Annotated in this window: 9 protein-coding genes; 5 read left to right on the top strand and 4 right to left on the bottom strand. The window is 45.4% G+C overall.

Annotation, left to right across the window (positions count from 1 at the left end; genetic code table 11):
• Nucleotides 1-179: 179 nt before the first annotated feature.
• Entirely contained in the window at nucleotides 180-2204 is a 2025-nt protein-coding gene (locus tag AC5O63_RS02905) for an alpha-amylase (RefSeq protein ID WP_494504560.1), read from the bottom strand.
• A 532-nt stretch (nucleotides 2205-2736) separates the two neighbouring features.
• Between AC5O63_RS02905 and AC5O63_RS02900 the strand changes: the two genes are divergently transcribed.
• Nucleotides 2737-15519, top strand: coding sequence for a retention module-containing protein (locus tag AC5O63_RS02900; protein ID WP_494503848.1), 12783 nt, complete (start codon nucleotides 2737-2739; stop codon nucleotides 15517-15519).
• Nucleotides 15520-15600: 81 nt separating this feature from the next.
• Here AC5O63_RS02900 and AC5O63_RS02895 read toward each other — a convergent pair whose 3' ends face one another.
• Nucleotides 15601-16209, bottom strand: a complete 609-nt coding sequence (locus tag AC5O63_RS02895; protein WP_494503847.1) for a TetR/AcrR family transcriptional regulator — start codon at nucleotides 16207-16209, stop codon at nucleotides 15601-15603.
• 360 nt (nucleotides 16210-16569) lie between these two features.
• On the opposite strand from AC5O63_RS02895, the gene AC5O63_RS02890 reads away from it, so the two are divergent.
• Nucleotides 16570-17817: an MDR family MFS transporter gene (locus tag AC5O63_RS02890; RefSeq protein WP_494503846.1), complete on the top strand. Its 1248-nt coding sequence runs from the start codon at nucleotides 16570-16572 to the stop codon at nucleotides 17815-17817.
• A 27-nt stretch (nucleotides 17818-17844) separates the two neighbouring features.
• On the opposite strand, the gene AC5O63_RS02885 is transcribed toward AC5O63_RS02890, so the two are convergent.
• Nucleotides 17845-18939 (bottom strand): mechanosensitive ion channel family protein, encoded by a 1095-nt coding sequence (locus AC5O63_RS02885; RefSeq protein ID WP_494503845.1) that lies wholly within the window; start codon nucleotides 18937-18939, stop codon nucleotides 17845-17847.
• 119 nt (nucleotides 18940-19058) lie between these two features.
• Nucleotides 19059-19499, bottom strand: coding sequence for a DUF2850 domain-containing protein (locus tag AC5O63_RS02880; RefSeq protein WP_239853361.1), 441 nt, complete (start codon nucleotides 19497-19499; stop codon nucleotides 19059-19061).
• 315 nt (nucleotides 19500-19814) lie between these two features.
• Here AC5O63_RS02880 and ppnP point away from each other — a divergent pair, with 315 nt between their 5' ends.
• The 3 genes from ppnP (at nucleotide 19815) to AC5O63_RS02865 (ending at nucleotide 21767) form a co-directional block, all read left to right on the top strand.
• Complete coding sequence (gene ppnP, locus AC5O63_RS02875) at nucleotides 19815-20102, top strand: pyrimidine/purine nucleoside phosphorylase (protein WP_171320680.1); 288 nt, start codon at nucleotides 19815-19817, stop codon at nucleotides 20100-20102.
• Between the two features lie 91 nt (nucleotides 20103-20193).
• Entirely contained in the window at nucleotides 20194-20538 is a 345-nt protein-coding gene (locus tag AC5O63_RS02870; protein WP_494503844.1) for a hypothetical protein, read from the top strand.
• 17 nt (nucleotides 20539-20555) lie between these two features.
• Nucleotides 20556-21767, top strand: a complete 1212-nt coding sequence (locus AC5O63_RS02865; RefSeq protein WP_494503843.1) for a B12-binding domain-containing radical SAM protein — start codon at nucleotides 20556-20558, stop codon at nucleotides 21765-21767.
• Nucleotides 21768-21777: the final 10 nt, after the last annotated feature.

Raw genomic sequence — 21777 nt, 5'->3', positions numbered from 1 at the left:
ATAGATTTAGTGTAGTACAGACAGTAGCTTATGAAGACTAATTAAGTGTTTTGTTGCTTATAAATTAGAGAAGTGCGAAGTAGGAAGTTTTATCGAGTTGATAATTAATCCAGTCAGGGAGTGGCGGTTGATGAAAAAGGAGGAGATAACTCCTCCTATGTTTTAGCAGTGAAAGAAAACTATTTCCCAACAAAAGCTACAACAACTTTATCGTCACCTAGGGTTCTAGAAAACACATAAGCATTGTCATTGTCTATAGGCTGATGTTTACCTGCGCCAATGGCTGGGTGGTTATGACGGAACTGACCAACGGTTTGCCAGTGAGAAAGCAAGTCTTTCCTTTCATCATCAAGCTTCCAGACCATATCGGAACGAGTCCCTTGGTGGAAATCGTCTGCGTATGGGCCAAGTTCACGACCGATTTCATCACCATAATAAACCTGAATAGCGCCAGGGCTTAGGAGTAGAGCATTAGCAGCATTACGCTGCATGTCAAAAGACTTAAAGCGGTTGAAGAACAGCTCAGTATCGTGTGAGGACATATAGCTAACAGGCGTATAGTCAGGGGTAGATTGTATTGAATCTGCGTAGTTCTGATAAACTTCCTGCATTTGGCTAAAGCAGGCTGCGCCTTTATCGAGTTTCTTCTGCATATCAAAGTTGATCAGCGCATCGAAACCTTGGTCCGCATACGGTGAGCGGTAAGCCGAGTGCCCCCATACTTCCCCCATCACCCAGAACGGTTGACCAGACTTACCATTTTCACTGCGCCACTGCTCTAGGTTCTCGCTTGCGGCCTGTTTTAGTTTAAGCCAAACATCCCCTTCAACGTGCTTTACTGTATCGACCCTGAAGCCATCAATACCAAAACGTTTTACCCAGTCCGACTGCCACTCAACTAAGTAATCCGACACTGTGTAGTCAGGTTTAGTGACAACACGAGTATCTGGGTTGTCGAGAAGCCATTTAGGGGGTGTAACCGGTTTTGTTGATTCAGTAATAAAGTCTGGTAAGCCTGCTAAGTTCATTGTGGTGTCGCTGCTACCGGGTTGTGTATAGCCCGGTAAATCTGCACGAACCCAATCTGGGCCCCACCAGTTTTGCCATTGTTTGCTTTGATAGTCGATGGCGTTATTGAAACTGTGCCAGTTTTGACCTTCTTCAGGAGTCCATTTTGCCCACTGCTCTGGCATTTTCGAACGATCGACCACTTCCAGATTATCAAACTGCATATCTGCCAGCGTGCCATAACCGGCATGATTAACGACGGCATCAAGAAGGATCTTAATTCCGCGTTTGTGTGCTTCCTCAACCAAGGTTTTCAGGTCTTGTTCGTTACCAAAGTTTTGGTCTATTTTAGTGAAGTCACGTGTCCAGTAGCCGTGGTAAGAATAGAATGGGAAGCTGCCACTTTCGCCGCCGCCAACAAATCCATGTACTTGCTCAACGATCGGAGAGAGCCAGATCGCATCTGTACCAAGGCTCTTTATATAGTCGAGCTTTTCAATCACACCTTTAAGGTCGCCACCGTGGAAGGTTCCGACTTCCTGCTTGCCGTCTTTCTGGCGACCGTAACTCTGATCATTGCTGGTATCTCCATTGTTGAATCGGTCGACCATCACAAAGTAAATATTGGCGTTCTTATAGGTAAATTCTGGCTTATCAATGGGAGCTGTTGGCTCAAGCAGAACTAAACCGCCGCTGTGCTTCGACGGTGTAATAGTAACTGAGCCATTTTCAACAGTCACAACTTGCCCGCTTAACGCATCTTTAATCTCTTCGCCATCGGTGAATGTATCGCCTAGATTCAAGGTAACTTCTTCACCAGAGTACTTCTCGCATTTTACATCAGGGATAGGTCGGCTGAATGTCTGTTTGCTCTTCTTTGCTTCTCGCGCAATGGTCAGCGTGTTGTTCTCTTTATCGAAGGTAAACGAGTAGTCGCCACCGAAACGGACTTTTAGTGGCAGGACGGTATCTTCTCCGCAGTTAAGTGACAAAGGTCGACGAAATCTGACTTTCTGACTTTCAACCACAGGGCAGTTGCCATCAATCCCAGATACGGTAAGTTGATACGTTTCTTTACTCAGTGTCATGAGCGCGGGGTCAGAGGCTGATAGTGGGACATCGCGACTGGTGGTTGTTGTGGATAAAGTTAAAGTTGGACTCGCTACTACAGGTACGCTTAATAAAGCTAAGAGCATGATTGGGTTGGGTTTAAACAGACTATTCACGTTACATCCTTGAGGTTATTATTTTTTTACCCAACTACCCTAACTGAGCTTCGAACGCACGACATCATTCCCAGCGTCTACGCCTTAAACAAAGATGTTCATCACATTCCTTATTGCTAGGGGAGGAGTAAGGATTATTGATAGCGTCGATAGAAGTTGATCTTGGTTCAAACTTGGAAAATAACCCTCAAACCGCAGTGAAAACTGTTGTTGTAGAAATAGTGAGTGAATTTTAAGCAATTAAGCACTGGCGGCGTCTTTTATTCTCATAACTGATACAAATGACAAAGTTTTTCAGTCGAAACTAAATTCTAATCACCTTTAACCTGCGAAATCCCTTATGTAACCTATACTTATACCTTGCTTATTGATATTTATATCGAATATAAAATACTGGAAATGCGAGCTATATTTGATATTTTGTGCGTATATTCTGACAAAAACTATAACAAAACGTTTCTAGCTTCTTGCTCAGCCTGCAGGAGTGTGATTAGGAGACCTTATGGACGTAGAAGTATTACGCCAAGCCTCGATAGTAAAAGAAGTTTCTGGTGATGTTGTTGCTGTAAAACCAGATGGAAGTGCTAAGAAAGTCGTTGTAGGCGATACCATTCCTAGTGGCGAAATCGTTATTACAGCCAACCACTCGACAATTTTAATGGAGTCCTCTGAGGCTGCTATTAATCTTGATGCGAATACCCTCGCGACAGAAGATGACCTGGGCGGGTGGGGAGTTGCCCCGGTTGCCGGAGAAGTGAACTTCGACTTGGCGCAATTGGGCGAAGGTGCGATCAGCGAAGACGAATTAGCGGCCATTCAAGATGCTATCTTGGCAGGCGCTGACCCTACAGAATTGCTTGAAGCAACGGCGGCAGGTGCAGGTGCCGCAGGCTCAGCAAACGGTGGTTTTGTAACTATCGAGTACAACGGTACTGAAGTTCTGGCGAGTACTTTCTTTGAAACGTCCGGTTTTTCTACAGACTCTACCGAGCAGGTCGATGATGAAGTCAGACCTATTATCTTCGCCGATGGTGGGCAAAGCATTAGTGAGGCTTTAACTGAAGGTTCTCTCTCTGGCGGTACTTACCCACAGTCAGTGACGAGCTCAGTGACCATATTTGCCGCTGATCTGTCTCTCGATCCTACCTCTTTTGTGCCAGAACCACTTTCTTTGGCCTCACTGTTAAGTGAACTAAACTCCGATATTACGTCTAATGGTGAGTCAGTTGCGTTTACCTATAACGCTACGACTAACACAATTACGGGTGTAGATGGTGATGGCAATCCTGTCCTCACTATAGATATTGATGCAACCAGCGTTGGTAGAGATGTCGGTTTAGAGCTAACCACAACAATCTTACAGCCAATTGATCACACACCTTCTGTTGGCGGCGGCCAAGTCGCCTTCACTGGTGATCAAATTACCGTTTCCTTTGAAATAACGGGTACGGATACGGGTGGAAACTCAATCCAAGCTCCGATTGAGGCGCAAGTTGCGATTAATGATGGTGCACTGCCAGATTTTAGCTCGATTTATACTGCGACACTCTACGAAGCGGGCCTAGATGGTGCCTCTGGTGAAGGGCCAACCAATACCTTCGCGGAAGGAACTTTAGTCGGTGCGCTTGGGAGTGATATCGTCAACGAATTACAAATTGATGTCGATGCATTTAACACCGTGCAGCAATCAACGCCGATTACTTCACAAGGGCAAACCGTTGTTCTTGAAGCGGTGGCAGGTGAGCCGGGTAGATACATCGGCTACATCACCTTAGATGGTAGTCGAATCGACGTGCTCAGCGTAACCATTGGTGATGTGACGACAAGTGCCACTGAATTTAGCGCTAAGTATCAGATTCAATTGCTACAAGAGCTTGATCAACCGAACAATGGTCAATCAGGCGACCAAGATCAGGTTTCAATCTTACTGCCAGTGTTTGCTATCGATGCGGACAATGATCAATCCGAACGCTCAAATCTGGTGGTGAATGTCGGCGATGATATTCAAGTGGTGATTGATGGCAACTTGAATGTGGTTGAGCCAACGCTGGGGGAAACAGAAACCAGCAATGTCGTTGATGTAATTGAGCAAGCCGGTGCCGATCAAGGTGAAGTGACGTTTGTGACTTTCGATGGTGTGGATGTGCAGTACCAGCAAGGTCAGACAGAGTACCCTGTCGACCACGGCATCTTACATGTGACAGCAGATGGTGAAGTGTGGTTTGTACCGCGTAGCAACATCGAGCACTCGACCAAGGATCAGATTAAGCACGACATTGTTATCACGGTAACTGACAACGACGGTGATGAACTAACCAGTAACGTTGAGTTAACCATTACTGATGGTAAGAACCCTGAAATTACCTCAATTACCGAAGCAACCGTTTATGAAGCGGGGCTCGGTGATGGTTCGCAAGTGGGCCCAACTCAAACTGAGTTTACTGGCACGCTCAGCGGTAATTTAGGCAGTGATAAGGTGACTGGCTTACAAGTTGACCTTAATGCTTTTGAAACTGCGCAGCAAAGCTCACCAATCACCTCGCAGGGCAAAGCGATTGCCCTTGAAGCGGTCGATGGAGAGCCAGGTGTCTATCTTGGTTATATCAAGCTCGATGATGGTACACGAGTCAATGTGCTTAAAGTGACTCTGGGTACGGTTAGCGAGGGAAGCGGCACCTTTAACGCGAGCTATAAAGTCGAACTTCTGCAAGAGATCGATCAACCGAAACAAGGTGGTGCACTCGCAAACGATTTTTCGACCATTACTCTCTCCATTTTTGCCACCGACTCGGACAACGATGAATCAGCGCGCTCGGATCTCGTCATCAATGTAGGCGATGATATCCAAGTGGTAACTAATGGCAATATTGAGGTGGTTGAGTCGACCATTGGTAGCGCCAATCAAAGCGATGTGATTGAAATCATCAAACAAGCGGGCGCTGACCAAGGCGAAGTAACGTCGTTCACCTTTGATGGAAAATCTTACACGCTGCAAGATGGTCAAACAGAGTATACGGTTACCGATAGCAATTCAGTGACTGTCGGTAAAGTCGTCATCACGCCAGATGGTAACGTCTCTTTTATTTCTGATAGCCGACTAGATCACTCAACGATCGAAGAGATCAAGCACACCATAGTTGTGACTGTGACCGACCAAGATGGCGACAAGTTAGAAAGTACCGTTAATCTGGTGATTAAAGATGGCCAGAATCCGGTAATTAGCAATATCACCGAAGCGACCGTTTATGAAGCGGGCTTAACTGATGGCGGCACTCAAGTAGGGCAAACCAATACCGTGTTTGACGGTGTCTTGACCGGCCAATTGGGTAGCGACAACGTTACTGATGTGCAGATTGATCTGCAAGCGTTTAGTACCACGCAGCAGGCCGATCCTATTACCTCTCAAGGTAAGGCCATTGTGCTTGAGGCGGCTTCTGGTCAGCCAGGCGTATACCTAGGATATATCACTCTCGATAACGGGACACGTGTTGATGTACTTAAAGTCACCATTGGCGCGGTAACCATGTCAGGAACAGAGTTCAGTTCCAACTACAAAGTTGAATTGCTGCAAGAGATTGATCAGCCTCAGCAAGGTGGGGCGGTTAAAGGTGACTTTACGACGATTTCGTTACCTATTTATGCTACTGATGCTGATAAAGATGAGTCTCTCCGTTCGAATCTCGATATTAACGTGGGTGATGACATTCAAGTTGTCACTGATGGCAGCATTTCAGTCGTAGAGTCAACGATAGGCAGCTCCAACCAGAGCAATATCGTTGAGGTGATCACCAAAGCAGGTGCAGACCAAGCGACAGTCAGCAACGTGACCTTTGATGGCGACAAGGTGTCATTAATCGACGGCGAAACAGAGTATCAGGTCACAGACGGTAAACTGGTGGTCACGCTTGATGGTCAAGTTTCGTTTATCCCTGACAGTAATCTAAACCATTCTTCAAGTGAGGAGCGCAAACATACCATTGTTGTGACCACAACGGATAAAGATGGCGATCAACTCACGAACACTGTTGAACTTACTATCACAGATGGTCAGAACCCAGAGATCACCAGTATCACTGAAGCTACCGTTTATGAAGCGGGACTAATTGATGGTTCTGGTGTAGCAGGGCAGAGCAATGCTGAGTTTTCGGGAACCTTAGTCGGCCAGTTGGGTAGCGACAAGGTAACAGGTTTCCAGATCGATCTAGATGCGTTTAAAACTTCACAACAGACTTCACCGATTACGTCGCATGGGCAAGTGATTCAACTTGAGGCCGTCAATGGGCAGCCGGGCGTTTACCTCGGTTACATAATGCTTAACGGCGCGCGAGTTGATGTGCTTCAAGTGACGATTGGTTCTGTGAGCATGTCTGGGACAGAGTTTAGTTCCAATTACAAAGTAGAGCTGATCCAAGAAATTGATCAACCGAAGCAAGGTGGGGCTGCTGCTGGCGATTTCTCGACGATTTCTTTGCCTATCTTTGCGACCGACTCCGATAACGATAAGTCTTCAAGCGCCAACCTAGTGATCAAGGTTGGTGATGATATCCAAGTGGTGAATGATGGTGCCATTTCAGTAGTAGAGTCGACAATTGGCAGCTTTAACCAAAGTAACGTTGTTGAAGTTATTAGCCAAGCTGGCGCTGATCAAGGCAAAGTGACCTCATTCACGTTTGACGGTAAAGTCTATACGTTACAGGACGGTCAAACAGAATATTCAGTGACAGATACTAATTCAGTCACGGTTGGTAAAGTTGTGATCACGCCTGATGGTAAGGTCTCTTTTATCGCTGAAAGTCGACTCGATCACTCAATGAGTGAGCAGAGCACACATACCATAGTGGTCACTGTGACCGACCAAGATGGCGACAAGCTGAATAGTACGGTTGATTTGGTCATTAAGGATGGTCAAAACCCTCAAATTTCCGATATTACTGACGCTAGCGTCTATGAATCTGGCCTTAATGATGGCTCTAGTCCCGATAAAAACAACACTGAGTTTACGGGGCAGGTTACGGGGCAGTTAGGCAGTGATAATGTCACTGATGTACAGATAGACCTACAAGCGTTTAACGCTGCGCAGCAAACCGATCCAATTACCTCACAAGGTAAAGCGATTGTTCTCGAAGCAGTTGATGGTATGCCAGGTGTTTATCTTGGCTATATCACTCTGGATAGCGGTGCACGTGTCGATGTACTCAAAGTAACGATTGGTTCAGTGAGTATGACGGACAGCAAGTTTAGCTCATCGTATACCGTTGAATTACTTCAAGGACTGGATCATAGCGCGCAAGGGAAAGATAACCTTGAACTACGACTTCCCATTTATGCGGTGGATGGAGATGGCGATAAGTCTGGTAATCATAATCTACTAGTCAACGTTGGTGATGATACCGCGACTATTGATGGCTTCAAGATTGGCAGTACCTTCTCGGTTAATGAAGATGATACTAGCTCTGGCTCTTCGCCGGGCAGTGCAATTGCAACAGGTAGCTTTATCACAACTGAAGGTGCAGACACCGTTGTTAAGTATGAACTCGTCAATATCAATACGACGGAGAATGGCCTTAAGTCAGGTAGTTTTGACGTTGATATTACTAAACAGACAGGGACTTCTGATCCCGCGATATATCAAGGTAAGGCGAATGGTGAACTGGTTTTCACCTTAGAGCTAAACAGTGATGGCAGTTACACCTACACCCAAATTAAGGCTCTTGATCATGCACCAGGTTCTGATTCCCTAACGGTTCCGTTTGATGTTGTGGCTATTGACCGAGACGGAGATGTTTCTCCATCGGTACCTCTTGCTATTGAAGTAAAAGATGACAAGCCAATATTAACAGGCACGACGGGAGAGAAAGTCGTCGATGAAGACGATCTGTCCGGAATTGGTTCGGATCAATCTCAGATTACTCAAATCTCTGGCAACTTCGTTGTAAACGAAGGGGCTGATGGTGTCGTTGAGTACGAGCTTGTGGATGCAGACAATACGCTAAATGGACTTGAGTCTGGTGGTGAAAGTTTAGAGTGGGCAGCTGTTTCAAATAGCGGAACAGTGTTTACCTACACGGCACAAACCACCTCAGGCGTGCCTGTGTTCACGATCAAGTTTGATACATCGAACAAGAGCTATACCTTTAATCTTCTTAAGCCTTTGGATCATCCAGATGGTGATGGTCAGAATAGCCTCGATATCAATTTCAAAGTCAAAGCAACAGACTTTGATGGCGATGAAAGTGGTGTGATTACGCTGCCGATACAAGTGACCGATGACATTCCGCAGCTAACGGGGCAGTCAATCACTCGTATCGAAGGCCAGAACTTTGGTGGCTCCAAAGTTGATATGTTTGCCGATGAAACAGATAAGGGTGCGGACAATGCTGCCCTTACCAAGATTGAAGGTACAACCGATGCGAATGGCGCTGAAATTGTCTTTGGTGGTCCAAGAGGCACCTATTTAGATTCGGTCGACTTGAACAGTGGTCGTCAAAATGTGCGTGTTTATGAACAAACAGATGACGGCAATGGCGGTACTGATACTCGACAGTTAGGTATTTTGAGAATTAACTCAAACGGTGAAATTGAGTTCCGAGCTACCAACTATCTTGAGCATAATGGTGACGAGATTAAGTTCAAGGTCAATGTCACTGCGACAGATGGAGACAATGATACTTCTGTAGCTCCTCTAGATATCACGATTACTGACCGTGAAGCTCGCCCTATCGCACTTAAAGTGACGACTTTCGAAGATGCGGGTCGCGACAGCAGTATCAATTATGCGCCTGGCGATGAACCTGCTTGGGAAAACGCTCAAGATAACCAAGCAGGTCTACCAAATGAGCCTGCTAAGGTCTCTTTGTCAGTTAATCTATTCGATAGAGATAACGTCGAAGACATTGGTCAGTTGACGATTAAAGCGGGTAATCATCGTGGCACTTTCTACTATGAAGAAAATGGTGTGCTCCACGAGCTTAAGGCAGACGCTAATGGCGACATTATTTTTGATGGAACCGTGCTACAGCAAAGCTTTACGCAAAGTGGTAACAACACAATAGCGACAATCGATAACCTCTATTTTGTTCCAGATCGCAATTACTCCACCGGTAATGGCGGCGTTCGCATTAACTATCAATTGCAAATTGACAATAATGGCTCAGCTGATCATACCGTCGATTCAAACTTTAGGATTGAAGTAGAAAGTGTTGCAGATATTGCAACATGGAACGACACTCGTAGCACTTATCAATATCAAGTGGAAGAAGATGGTGACAATGTACGCATCCAACTTCGCGCTGAAACTCAAGATACCAGTCGACCAGAGACAATCACTTACGAGCTGAAAGTCACGGACGGCGAAGGACACTTTGAGTTGCTTGATCGTAATGGTGATCCGATAACGCCTGTTAACGGTGTCTATACCATTTCGGCCCAAGACATCAACCGTATTCAGGTTAATCCAGCAGATAATTACTCGGGTCAAATTCGATTTGAAGCGACTGCGGTAACGACTGAACGATCTAACCCGTATAATGATGGCACCCTTGATAAGGGAAGTGCGCGCTCTGAGCCTAAAGAAATCATTATAGACGTCACTCCAGATGCCGATATGGGCAGCTTTAGTGTCAACCGTATCCAGATTAACGAAGATAATATCGCTGATCCAGATTACACCGGAACTGGACCAAACCACGAACCTTTCACGCTCAATGAAGTCATCACGATGAACCCTTCGGTTGATACTGACGGTTCTGAGACTCTGCATGTGCGCATTTCAGGAATTACAGAAGGCGCAAGTTTGGTTTGGGTTGGCTCAGGTACAAGTCAAATTACGACTGTGACGGTCAATGGCGTGACATACCAAGAAATTCCTTATGACCAGATCGGCAATGTGGAAGTGATTCCTTATCTGCACAGCAATGTAGATTTCAAGTTTGATGTAACGGGTGTAGTTAAGGATACCGCTAACCTATCGGGTAATGTCGTTCATGTTGATGAAGCGATTATGGGCACCAAAACCGTTAATGTTGCGGTTAAAGGTGTCGCAGATACGCCTGAGAACAACACGGGCAACTCAGCTGACTGGAAAGCGTTTACTGATGGTAGCACCTCTGGTGTAGAAACAACGATTGATGAGAATGGCTCAGCAGAGATTAAGTTCTCGGTGGAATCTGGAGAGTTTGCCCAGCGTCCGGCGGATAATTCTGAGTCGATTACTGTTCTTTTGTCCAACATACCAGATGGTGTGGTGATAGAAGACGCCAGTGGCAATGCGGTGAATTTAAACTTCACGGGTTATGACTCAAATGGCCAACCAATCTATGAAGCGAATATCACCAACCTAGGAGCAGGATCTAATTCAGGTATTGTGATTAGACCGGTTTCGTCTTCTACAGAAAATATCCATATCAAAGAGACCATAATCGTCACGGAAAATGATGGTCACTCTAAGAGCTTTGAGCGTGAGATTCGCGTTAAAGTTCAACCGGTTATCGATACATCAGATAACTACAAGAATACCTCTGTGGGTGATGAAGATAGCCCAATCGACATTAAGTGGCATCCTAAGGTAGGCCAAGACTATACCGATACTGATGAACACGTGACGTCGATTAAAATTAGCGGTATTCCTGATGGCTCAACGGTTTATGTTGATGGCCAAGTCGTTACGGTAACCAATGGTAGCATTGAGGTTGTTCCAAGTGCGGGTCAACCTCCAGAGGCATTTACTCAAGCAGCCCTGCAAAATGGCTTCATCCAGATAACTCCTCCGAAGGACTCAAGTACTAACTTTGATCTGCAAACGACGATTGAGATAGAAGAGGTCAATCACGAGCATGCGATTGGTCAACCTACCGATGAAGTCGGTCGTGCACAAGCAACACTCAATGGCACCATCACCGTTAAGGTGAATCCAGTTGTTGAGCCGAAAGATACCAATAATAGGCTGATAGTAGAAAATGAAGGTGGCAGCGAAGTTGGCTCGGCCACGAACCAAATAGTTGCAAACATTGACGGTACGATTCTGTTTACTACGAATACTGCCAAAGCCGCTCAGTCTGGCGAGTTTGTTATTCGCTACCTTGAAACCGATGATTCGGGGCCTGTTGATGAGCCTAACGAGCAGGTTACCAAGATTGTCATTCAGTTTGATCCAACTCAATCTGCTGTGTTTGATCAGTTGACTGTTGAAGGCGCCTTATATGAGGGCAATGGCCGTTGGGTAGTGACTGATAAAGATAATAACTTTAAGATCAAGGCTCCGAACGGATTAGATTTCACACCTGACGATGCTGGTGACCCTAACGTCTTCAATGATATCAAGCTGAAAATTATTACTCAGGTTGTCGATATTGGTGATGACGGCAGCAAGCGAAGTGTTGCGGAAACGCGTGATACAGACGTTACGCTTTCATTCCCTGAACACGTGAGCGGTAATGAGTATAAAGCAGGCACTGTTGATATTGTCGATAACAGTGTGATTACTGGTAGCGAAGATACCGTAATAGATTTGGGTAATCAGCTTAAACCGGTAATTTCAGTCACCTCGCATGATGGTCATGAAGACATCATTACGATTGTCATCGATAGTACAGTGACAGTAGGCGGCCAAAACTTCACGATAGGTGTTGGTGGGTCTAACGTTGACTTTACTAATGGAAAATATGTCTTTAAGGCAACGCTCACCGCGAGCGGAGACATTGAAGGGCTAGATGGGCTAACCATTACCCCACCTAAAGATTATTCCGGTGACTTTAGGTTACCTCTTACCGTGATTACCACAGACAAGGTATCTGGTGATGAGATTTCGAGATCAGAGTCGGTCATCATCAAAGTTGATCCTATCGCGGATGTTAAAGATGGGGCAAACCCAGAGCCAGAGATCACGTTAGAGGTGAAAGGCTCACTGGACGACTCAATGAACCCGATTGATCAAGATGGTCAAGGTGGGCCGGATAAAGTTGGCTACGAAGATAGTTACATTCAACTCGATCTTGGTTATGACATCGCAGATAAGGTGACAGGCGTTGAAGGTGGTAACGAAGTGCTCTCTTCTGTGACGCTAACTTTGGCGGACACAACGATCGGCGAGTTTTATGACCAAGCAGGGACGAGTTTGGGAACATCGGTAACCTTTACTCAGGCTCAGATCGACGCAGGCGCGCTAGACAATATCTTATTTAGGCCGAAAGCGAACTACCCAACGGGCAACGATGACAACAAAGTCACGATCAACGTAACAGGCACAGTCACCGACACCGCGACATTTAACGAGCTGGGTACATCCTCTAGCCATTCAGATAGTTTCACTACTAGTGTTAGCTTTGAGGTGACGCCTGTAGTGGACGAAGTGAAGGTGACAGGACCGGGAACTGATCCTAGCCAAACCATCGAGATTACGGGCAATGAAGACGAAGCCATTTCGCTTGGTAACTCTGGTGCAGTCTCCATCGAACTGACCGATACTGATGGTTCAGAATCGTTTGTGTCGATCAAGTTTACCGATGTGCCAGATGGCTTCTTGCTTATTGCTGATCCATCTAGCGGCTACACAGTGAAAAACAACGGCAATGGCGAGTGGAGCGTTAAAGTCCCTGCAGGTACAACAGATACTCTCGACTTAAGTGCGATATCAGTGCAACCACCTAAGCACTTTAGTGGTAGCGCTGAGTTTGGCGTGGCGGTCTTTACTCAGGAATCGTTACTTGGTGTGCCTACCCCAGCGAAAAACCTGCCTAACTTCAAGCTTACGGTTAACCCTGTTGGTGATATTGTCGATACTGATCCTACAGATTCGGCAACGGGCTCTGAAGGTCAGAATATCGATATTGCCATTAACGCTTCCGTGATAGATAAAGCGATGTCCGCGACAGGAACTGGTACATATACCGAGAACGCGCCAGAAACGATTCGTGTGGAAGTGACCAATGTTCCTCAAGATGCGAAGATCTTCTACCCAGATGGGACGACTCTCGCGAGTTACGATCCAGTAACTAAGGTGTGGACGCTAGATATCCCGGCGCAGCAGCTCGATAAGATCGTGTTTAACTCAGGCGAGCACAACAGCGACACAGGCAATGCTTTAGGTATCGATGGGCCGATACATATTGCTGTGCAGTCAAACGACAATGGCGCATTAGGACTGAAATCTGAGTTTGATGTCGATTTAGTTGTTGACCCAATCAATGATCAACCTACTTTCGTGAACGTTGTAAACCTAGAAACGTCGGAAGATGTTGCGGGTGGTTTAGCAATCAATCAGTTGTCTATTGCTGATGTTGATGCCACTTACGATGATCCCGATGCGACTTATACGCTCACTTTGCAAGTCGACAAAGGTACGCTTGAGTTTGTTAATGATGCGAATGTTAACTTTACTCTTGCTCCTGATGGCAGTCTTGTCGCGACAGGTGAATTGGCGGATATCAATGCTGCGATAGCTGCGGGTAAAGTCATCTTTAAACCAGATGCTGACAGTAACGATATCAACTCGGGTGGCCCTGTGACGGTGACAGCGACAGTGGATGATGGTGGCAACAACGGTGCGATCAACCCAGGCGATAGCAGCACATCATCGACCAATCAAACCACCTTCTTGATCAAGGTAACAGAGGTCAACGATGCGCCAGAACCGAGAGATTTCAACTTAGCTGATCTGCCGGAAGAGGGCAGCATCACCATCAACGTGCAAGATCTTATTGATGGAACCTTCGACAAAGAAGGTGACACCATTAGCGTTGAAAGCCTTACTCTAGTCGAGGGTCAAGGCACTTTGACGCAGCAGGGGGGGAACTGGGTATTTGAAGCGGCTAAAGACTACAATGGTCCAGTGAAAATTAGCTATGTTGTTAAAGATGATGGCACGACTAATGGTCAGCCGGATCACCAGACAGGAAGCGCAGAAATTAACTTTGATGTGACTCCTGTTAACGACAAACCAGTACTGGACATTGACGACATCACTTCATCGATAGACGAAGCAGCGAGCCAACAGCTTAGTGGAATTAATGTTTCGGATGTCGATTATGTTGGGGCGTCTGCTAATGACTTGATGACCGTGACACTCAATGTGGATTACGGAAAACTGTCGATCGTATTGCCTGCAGGCTCAGGTGTGACGGCTACTGGAGAAGGAAGCAGTACACTAACGCTATCAGGAACGCTTGCGGAGCTTAATGCGCTACTTGATACGCCGACAAGTACGACAGGGGTGTTTATTGACGCAAGTTTAGCGCCTTCAAACACCATTGCGCTTGATGTGACCGCAAAAGATAGTTGGAACCCGTCTGGTCTCCGATTAGAAGCGGAACCTAAGCACTATGACATTACGGTTAACCCAGTGGCGAATGCGCCAACACTGGCATTTGACAGCAAATATGCTTTCAACAAGAACATTACCGCGACGCAAAGTGCCAGCACCAGCGGTATTGCGGTACTGGGTATTATGGCAGCACTAACTGACACTACAGAAGCGCTCACTTTAGAAGTTAAAGATGTGCCTCCAGGTGCGACGTTGGAAAGCACCAACGGCACAGTTTCTTTTGAAAACGGGGTCTGGCATGTGTCGCAGGATGCGATTGACACGTTGACGGTCAAAGGGGCTACGGTAGGCGACCATACTTTGCATATTACCGCGGTGTCGGAAGAGCTTGATGGCAATGGCCAACCTCTAGATAGAGCAGAGTCGAACAACCATATCGCGATCGACCTTAATGTAGTAGATAACGTCACTGCATTGGAGATTGATAAGTCATCGCAAACAGAAGCTGTACACCTTGATGGTAGTGGTTCTAATAGTACGCTAACAGGTGGCAGTGGCGACGACCTACTGGTTGGTGGAGCAGGCAATGATACCCTCATCGGTGGTGCAGGAGACGACACACTAATGGGTGGCGAAGGTAACGATACCTTAGAAGGTGGTCTTGGCTCCGATATTCTTGTGGGTGGCACTGGAATGGATGTTTTCGTCTGGCGTGAAATCGACGATGGTTCACTTGATACGATCAAAGACTTCAGTGTCAGTGAAGGTGATAAAATCGATTTACGTGAAGTACTTCCCGAGCTGAAATCAGGCTCTCTCGATATGGATACTCTACTTGAACACCTAGAAGTAAAAGTGGATGGAGACAATGTCGAATTACATGTTCACCCTGCGGGAGAGGGGACTCAAGATCAAGGCATCTTGGTTGAGAACCTTGTACATCAGCTAGATAGTGGCTTTAGTGGTATGTCTCATGAAGATATGGTTTCTTCACTACTGCAACACGTTATGGTTCATGACAACAATTAAAACAGTTTAGTTAACTATGAATACAACAACGCCCCTGATTAGGGGCGTTGTTTTAATTTATAGTTGCTACATCTTACAAAGCTACTTCACTTTGTAGGTTGCGACGAAGCTTGTTACAGCGTGTCTGATGGCTTGCTGAACTTCTTCACAGCTTGGAGGAGGCAAATGAGCCACTAATTGTGGCCAGAAAATCACTGCTTTAATGCTGCCTAGATATTGTTCTATAGCGATGGAAACATCAGAAATGTTTAAAGCACCTGCTTCTATCCCTTGTTGTGCCCACTTTTGCAAACCGTATGAATCTCCGAGAGACTGGTATTTAGACACTAATACCTTCGAGGTTTCATGGCAGCGAATACACTCAGCCATCACCAATCGTGCAGTAATTTGGTAGTCCTCATTATTGATGTAACACATCTGCTTCAACGTCAATTCGGTTAACTGCTCTTCAATTGATATAGAAGGTTCAAATTCCACCTCACATTGGTCATCAAAGCGGCACATAAGTGTATCGACAATAACCTCAAATAAAGCCTCTTTGTTTGGGTAGTATTTGTAAAGCGTGCGCTTAGATACACCAGCATGCTTGGAGATACCCTCCATACTTGCTTGCTCAAAGCCCTTTTGAGAAAAAACGTCGATGGCAGATCTAATGATATCTTCTTGTTTTATATCGCTTCTTTTTACCATGAAAAGTATCCAACAGACTTCAAGTAAACGATGGCACTTACTTTATAATTGGTGATGCTAAAAGTACACACCATCGTTTACTTCATAATTGTAATTAATCTTAGTGAGATAGATGCTTAATGTCAAAAACGAGATTAACACAAGATATTGGTGGTTTGAGCAAGAAGTTCAACTGGAATAAATGACTCTTAGCTATCGAAACTAGAATCTTTAACTATTTATTTTTTAATGCCTTTTGCGGTTTTTCCTACAATTTACAGGCTTTCTCTCTACTCGCTCTATAAAGACTTTTGTTTTTATTGATTATTTGTATACTGGCATAATAACAATTATGCAACAAGTTGGTTTGAGGAGAGTGGTATGGAAAGAGAACAAAGCTTGTTTCAATGGGAAAGGGTGAAGCGATTTAACCTTCCCGTCTGGACTGTCCTTATAGGTGTTCTTATCGCGCGAACCAGCTTCTTTATGGCTTGGCCATTCTTAGTCGTATTCCTGTATCAAGACTACGGCGCCTCGGCAATTGAAGTCGGCGGTATGCTAGCAGCGTCTGCATTTATCGGATCTTCGACAGGTCTCTACTCGGGGTACTTATCCGATAAGTTTGGTCGAAAATGGTTGATGGTAGCAGGTTGCTTTATTGCATTCTTTGCCTACTGTGGTATCGCTCTAGCGACAGAAATGTGGCATTTCCATCTATTAGTATTACTGACCGGTTTGATGCATCCAATGATTGATGGTCCAGCAAAAGCGGTACTCGGTGACTCCTTGGCTGATTTGAAAGACCGAGAATTGGCGCTTAACACACGTTATTTCCTGTTAAACATAGGTGGTGCTGTTGGGCCATTAATCGGCGTTACATTGGCACTGGCTGATCCGCAAAGCCTATTTTTGGTGACAGGGATTACCCACCTTGTGTATGCCTTTTGGATTATGTATGGTATTGAGAGAAAGAGCCACAAAGCGGATAAGGGCAAGGAGTCTTCTGTACTACCAAACTTTAGGCAAACCCTAAAAGTGATAAGCCAAGACAAAATATTTGTTTTGCTCCTATTTGCTAACTTGCTGCTGATGTTTGTCTACGCTCAATTGGAATCATCAGTGCCTCAAGTGATTGTACGTAGTGGTATTGAAGATGCCGCTAAACTCATTGCTATGCTGATGGTCGTTAATACTGCAACGATAGTTATTTTCCAGTTCCCATTGCTTAAGCTAATGGAGAAGCTGCCGCTGTTTAGTCGTACTAGAATTGGTATGGTACTGATAGCGATGGGGCAGGTTGGCTTTATCGTGTCACCAAACGATTCTGCACTTGGTTGGGCTATCGCTTGCTTTATTATTAGTGTCGGTGAAGTGATCACTTTCCCAACCATCAATGTACAGATTGATCGCCTTGCACCTGACCATTTACGCGGTTCTTATTTTGGCGCCACCGCGCTGTACACGCTAGGTTTCGCGATAGGGCCGCTGCTTGGTGGGGTAATGATTGAATGGTTTGGTGCCACTTGGTTATTCGCGCTCTGTTTTGTTGCCTGTCTAGGGATGATTTGGCTTTATTACGTTGCCTCCAATATGGAAGACACTGTAGAGCGTGAGGTTGCAATGCAGTAGCCCAAGTCTGGGCTACTTATCGAATGTTTAGCGTGTGATTACCTCTTCTTCGCCAGCTCGCTGAGGAGCAAGTTGTATCGTTTGGGTCGGGAAGGCGATATCGGCATCATGCTGCTGGATGATCTGGTAGATTTTGAGCAGTACATCTTGCTTCACTTCGTGGTAGCGAATCCAGTTAACGGTTTTTGTAAAGGTATAAACCATTAGGGTCAGAGAGGAAGGAGCAAAACCATTGAAGTTAACAATCAGGGTTTGCTGAGTATCGATATCTGGGTGGTTTTCTAGCATGCTTTTAATATCTGATACGATGATTTCGACTTTAGCTCCATCTTTGTATCGAATACCAATGTTCTCGTTAATACGTCGGTTGAGCATACGAGACGGGTTTTCTACGACAATGTTGCTGAAGACAGAGTTTGGAACGTAGATGGGTCTCTTGTCGAAGGTTCGAATGATCGTCATGCGCCAACCGATGCGCTCTACGGTTCCTTCTATCTGTCTGTCTGGAGAACGAATCCAATCACCAACTTTAAATGGTCGGTCAAAGTAGATCATCATTCCACCAAAGAAGTTAGACAGCAGATCTTTGGCGGCGAGACCAACAATTAGACCACCGACACCACCAAACGTAAGTAGGCCAGACAGGCTTAAACCAAATGCCTGCATGACAGTTAGCGCGCCAATGACGATAAAGAACAACCGCGCAACTTTGGCAACCGCCTGTACAGTTGTTTCGTCTCTGTTGTTCTGTTTTAGTACGTACTCTTCAATGTTGTTGATAAGACGCATGGTGATCCAAACGAAAATACCAATCACTAAAATGAGCTTAAGAGTACTCAGCCAGTTAAGCTTGGAACCCATGTAATCTTGGAGAAGAAAACCTGCTGAGATAGTTGCTGGCCAGCACCATATCAATGCACTTACTGGGGTCTTTAATGCTTCTAGTGTTAGATCATCCCAATGAAAACTGGTTTTTCCAACCAATACCTCTAGTCGGCTGTAGACGATGCGCCATACGATCCACACTAGAAAACTTGCCAACGTGATAAGCAAAACATTGGTATCCCAAGTTTGCAGCATGTTGGCGAGTGGTTGCGGTAATTGCGTGAGTAACTCGTTCATTTTTCGATTCTAATTTGGTCGGTATGGCACAAGTATATGTGTTATATCACAGTCAAACTAGAGGTTATCAACCGACTAACGTTAAATGGAGTGTGTGACAAAGAGACGAGCGTTGATTCTCACTTATTGCCGAAATGATCCGAGAGCGCTGCGCGACGATTTTTAGCGGAGCCTCCTCCTGACATATCGATAGTATTTTCATAGCCCTCTTTGATAAAACGCTGGGTAGGGCTGTTGGGTTCTAAACGCCTAAGTTGAGGAGATTTGAAGGTTCCCGCCAGTTGATAGATGGAATCGCCACCTCCCGTCTGAACGGTAATGCGCTTGCCATCGAAATCAAATTGGGTCGCTATTAATCGGTCGTTACGATAGACGCCGCGCGAATTCAACGTAAGCACCTCAGTCTGATAAGGCGGCGCACCGATTTCTATCCACCTGCCGTAAACATGTTTAGGGTGGGTATAGTCTTTATAGCTAAAATAAAGCAGTGCACTGAACGCGATAGCCAGAGTGACGAAGATGAACACGAAGGCGGTTCTGATAGCGGAACTTTTAGTCATTTCAACCTGCTGTCTTCGTCATAGGGGTGAATTTACTGCGGACACATAGATTGTCGGAGATTATAACTCAGCGCAATAACACCTGAGAGAAGTTTGAACTCCAGCCCAAAATTGTTGAGGTAACGAATGTGTCCTTCATATTATTTTAGCCGACTTCAAGCTAATTAACGAACTATAGTCATCGCTGAAATCATAGTTGCCGAGGCGTTTAGAGAGCGGTTTTATCATTGAGTAAGCAAATATGGTTGCCTGATTTAAAAAAATTCGATAAAACAAATGTTTTGATGGAAAGTAGTTAAGCTCAAGGAGAGATAAATGATCAAGGTAAACAGTTACTTTGAAGGTAATGTTCAGTCACTCGGTTTTAATCAGCAAGATGGCGACTCTAGTGTTGGCGTTATGGCTGCTGGTGAGTACACATTTGGTACAGCAGCGCCGGAAAAAATGACCGTAGTGAAAGGTGCATTGACCGTCAAACTAGCCGGTGCTCAAGAGTGGGTGACTTATGGCGCAGGCGAGTCTTTTAACGTGGCTGGTGATTCATCTTTTGATCTGCAAGTGAAAGAATCAACCGCGTACTTATGTGAGTACTTGAGTGAGTAATCACTACCACAATAGCATCTGACAAAACCACGCAGCGGCGTGGTTTTTTTATGCCTGAAAATTCTTCTCGTCAAAACCACTTGGTAACCCAATGTTAACCAGCGCTTTGCTACCTTTGCAGCTTGAGAGAGCGATGTTCAAAGGTAACACGGTGCGATTCGATATTAAGCTAGCGGTTCCAACAAAATGGAAAACAATGGTAGCGCTTTTGCTTGCCATCATTGCCTTGAAGTTCAACCTGTTTGTTATTTGGGGTGTCTTTTGTTGCTTTTGGGGTGTTGAGAATTTGCGAAACAAAGAGGCTTACTTTGTCGAGCGAGTCAAACTGAGCGATAACCCGATACTTTTTACCATCATCATTTTGAGTTGGTTTTTTATGGGCGCGCTCTATTTCTATATGGACGAACGCATCTTCCAGTTTTTCTATGCACTTTAACCATCAAGAGGTGTGACATGAAGGTTTATCTAATCAAAGCGTCTGCAGGTAGTGACTATTCCAAATATAAAGCGGAGACTGGCGGCCCGCCGCAAAACATATTTGCAGCAGCGGCAGCGACGCCCAAGTGGTATGGCTTAGACATGGTGGATGAAACCATCGGTATGAAGGCTGACTTGGCGACTGACGCGCAGTTGATCGTGATATTTATGTCAACGCCAGATGCGTATAGAGCGTATGATCTAGCGAAAACATATCGAGCGAAAGGTAAGCTGGTGGTACTAGGTGGGCTACATACCAAGTTCAATCAGGACGAAGCCGCCGAGCATGCAGATGCAGTTATCATTGGAGAGGTTGAAAACTACTGGCTGGAACTACTCAATCATGCTGAATTTGGCAAGTTGAAACTTAAGTATGAAAGTGAAGAGCCCGTTGACCTTAGTCTGCTTAACCCATACCCAACCGACATCATTTCGCCTTCGACTTACCACTACACATGGTCAGTCGTGGTGACGCGTGGATGTCCGTTTAAGTGTAATTTTTGCCTAGTCCCTAGGTTCTTCAATAAGTTCGAGACAAGGCCGATTAGTCATATAGTTGATGAGTTAAAGCACCTAAAGTCGCTTGGTGTCGAATGGGTCGAACTTCATTCAGATAATCTTACCCATAACCGTGAGTTTGCCATTCAGCTATTCGAAGCCATTGCGCCACTGGAAATGAATTTTTATGGTGAGACAACGGTTTTGATAGCACGTGATGAGGAGCTACTGTCAGCGGCCAAAAGAGCCGGCTTCAAAGCGGTCTTGCTTGGGGTTGAAACACCATCGGAAGAAGCTCTGAAAGCACAGAAAAAGGGATTCGTGAAACCAGACAAAATGAAGGAGTACATCAAGAAGATTAGGCAGCATGACATTGAAGTGTGGGGAGACTTTCTGTTTGGGTTTGATGAGCATGACACGTCAATTTTTGAGCAAACTCAACAGTTTGTAAAAGAGATAAAAGTCGACAAGGTAATCCCGCACTACATGATTCCTTTCCCTGGTTCCGAAACGTTTAAAAAACTGGACCAAGAGGGAAGAATTTTAACTAAAGACTGGTCTAAATATGATGGGAGCCATGCCGTTTACTTGCCCAAGAAAATGACCGCGAGCGAGCTTGAAGAGGGGATTTATTGGATATGGAGCAAGAACACGTCTTTTGTCGATAAGATGAAATCTTGGTTTAGTTAATCCAATAGCG

This window comes from Vibrio sp. SCP2 (genome assembly GCF_059295395.1).
This window is presented reverse-complemented; position numbering and strand designations above follow the sequence as displayed.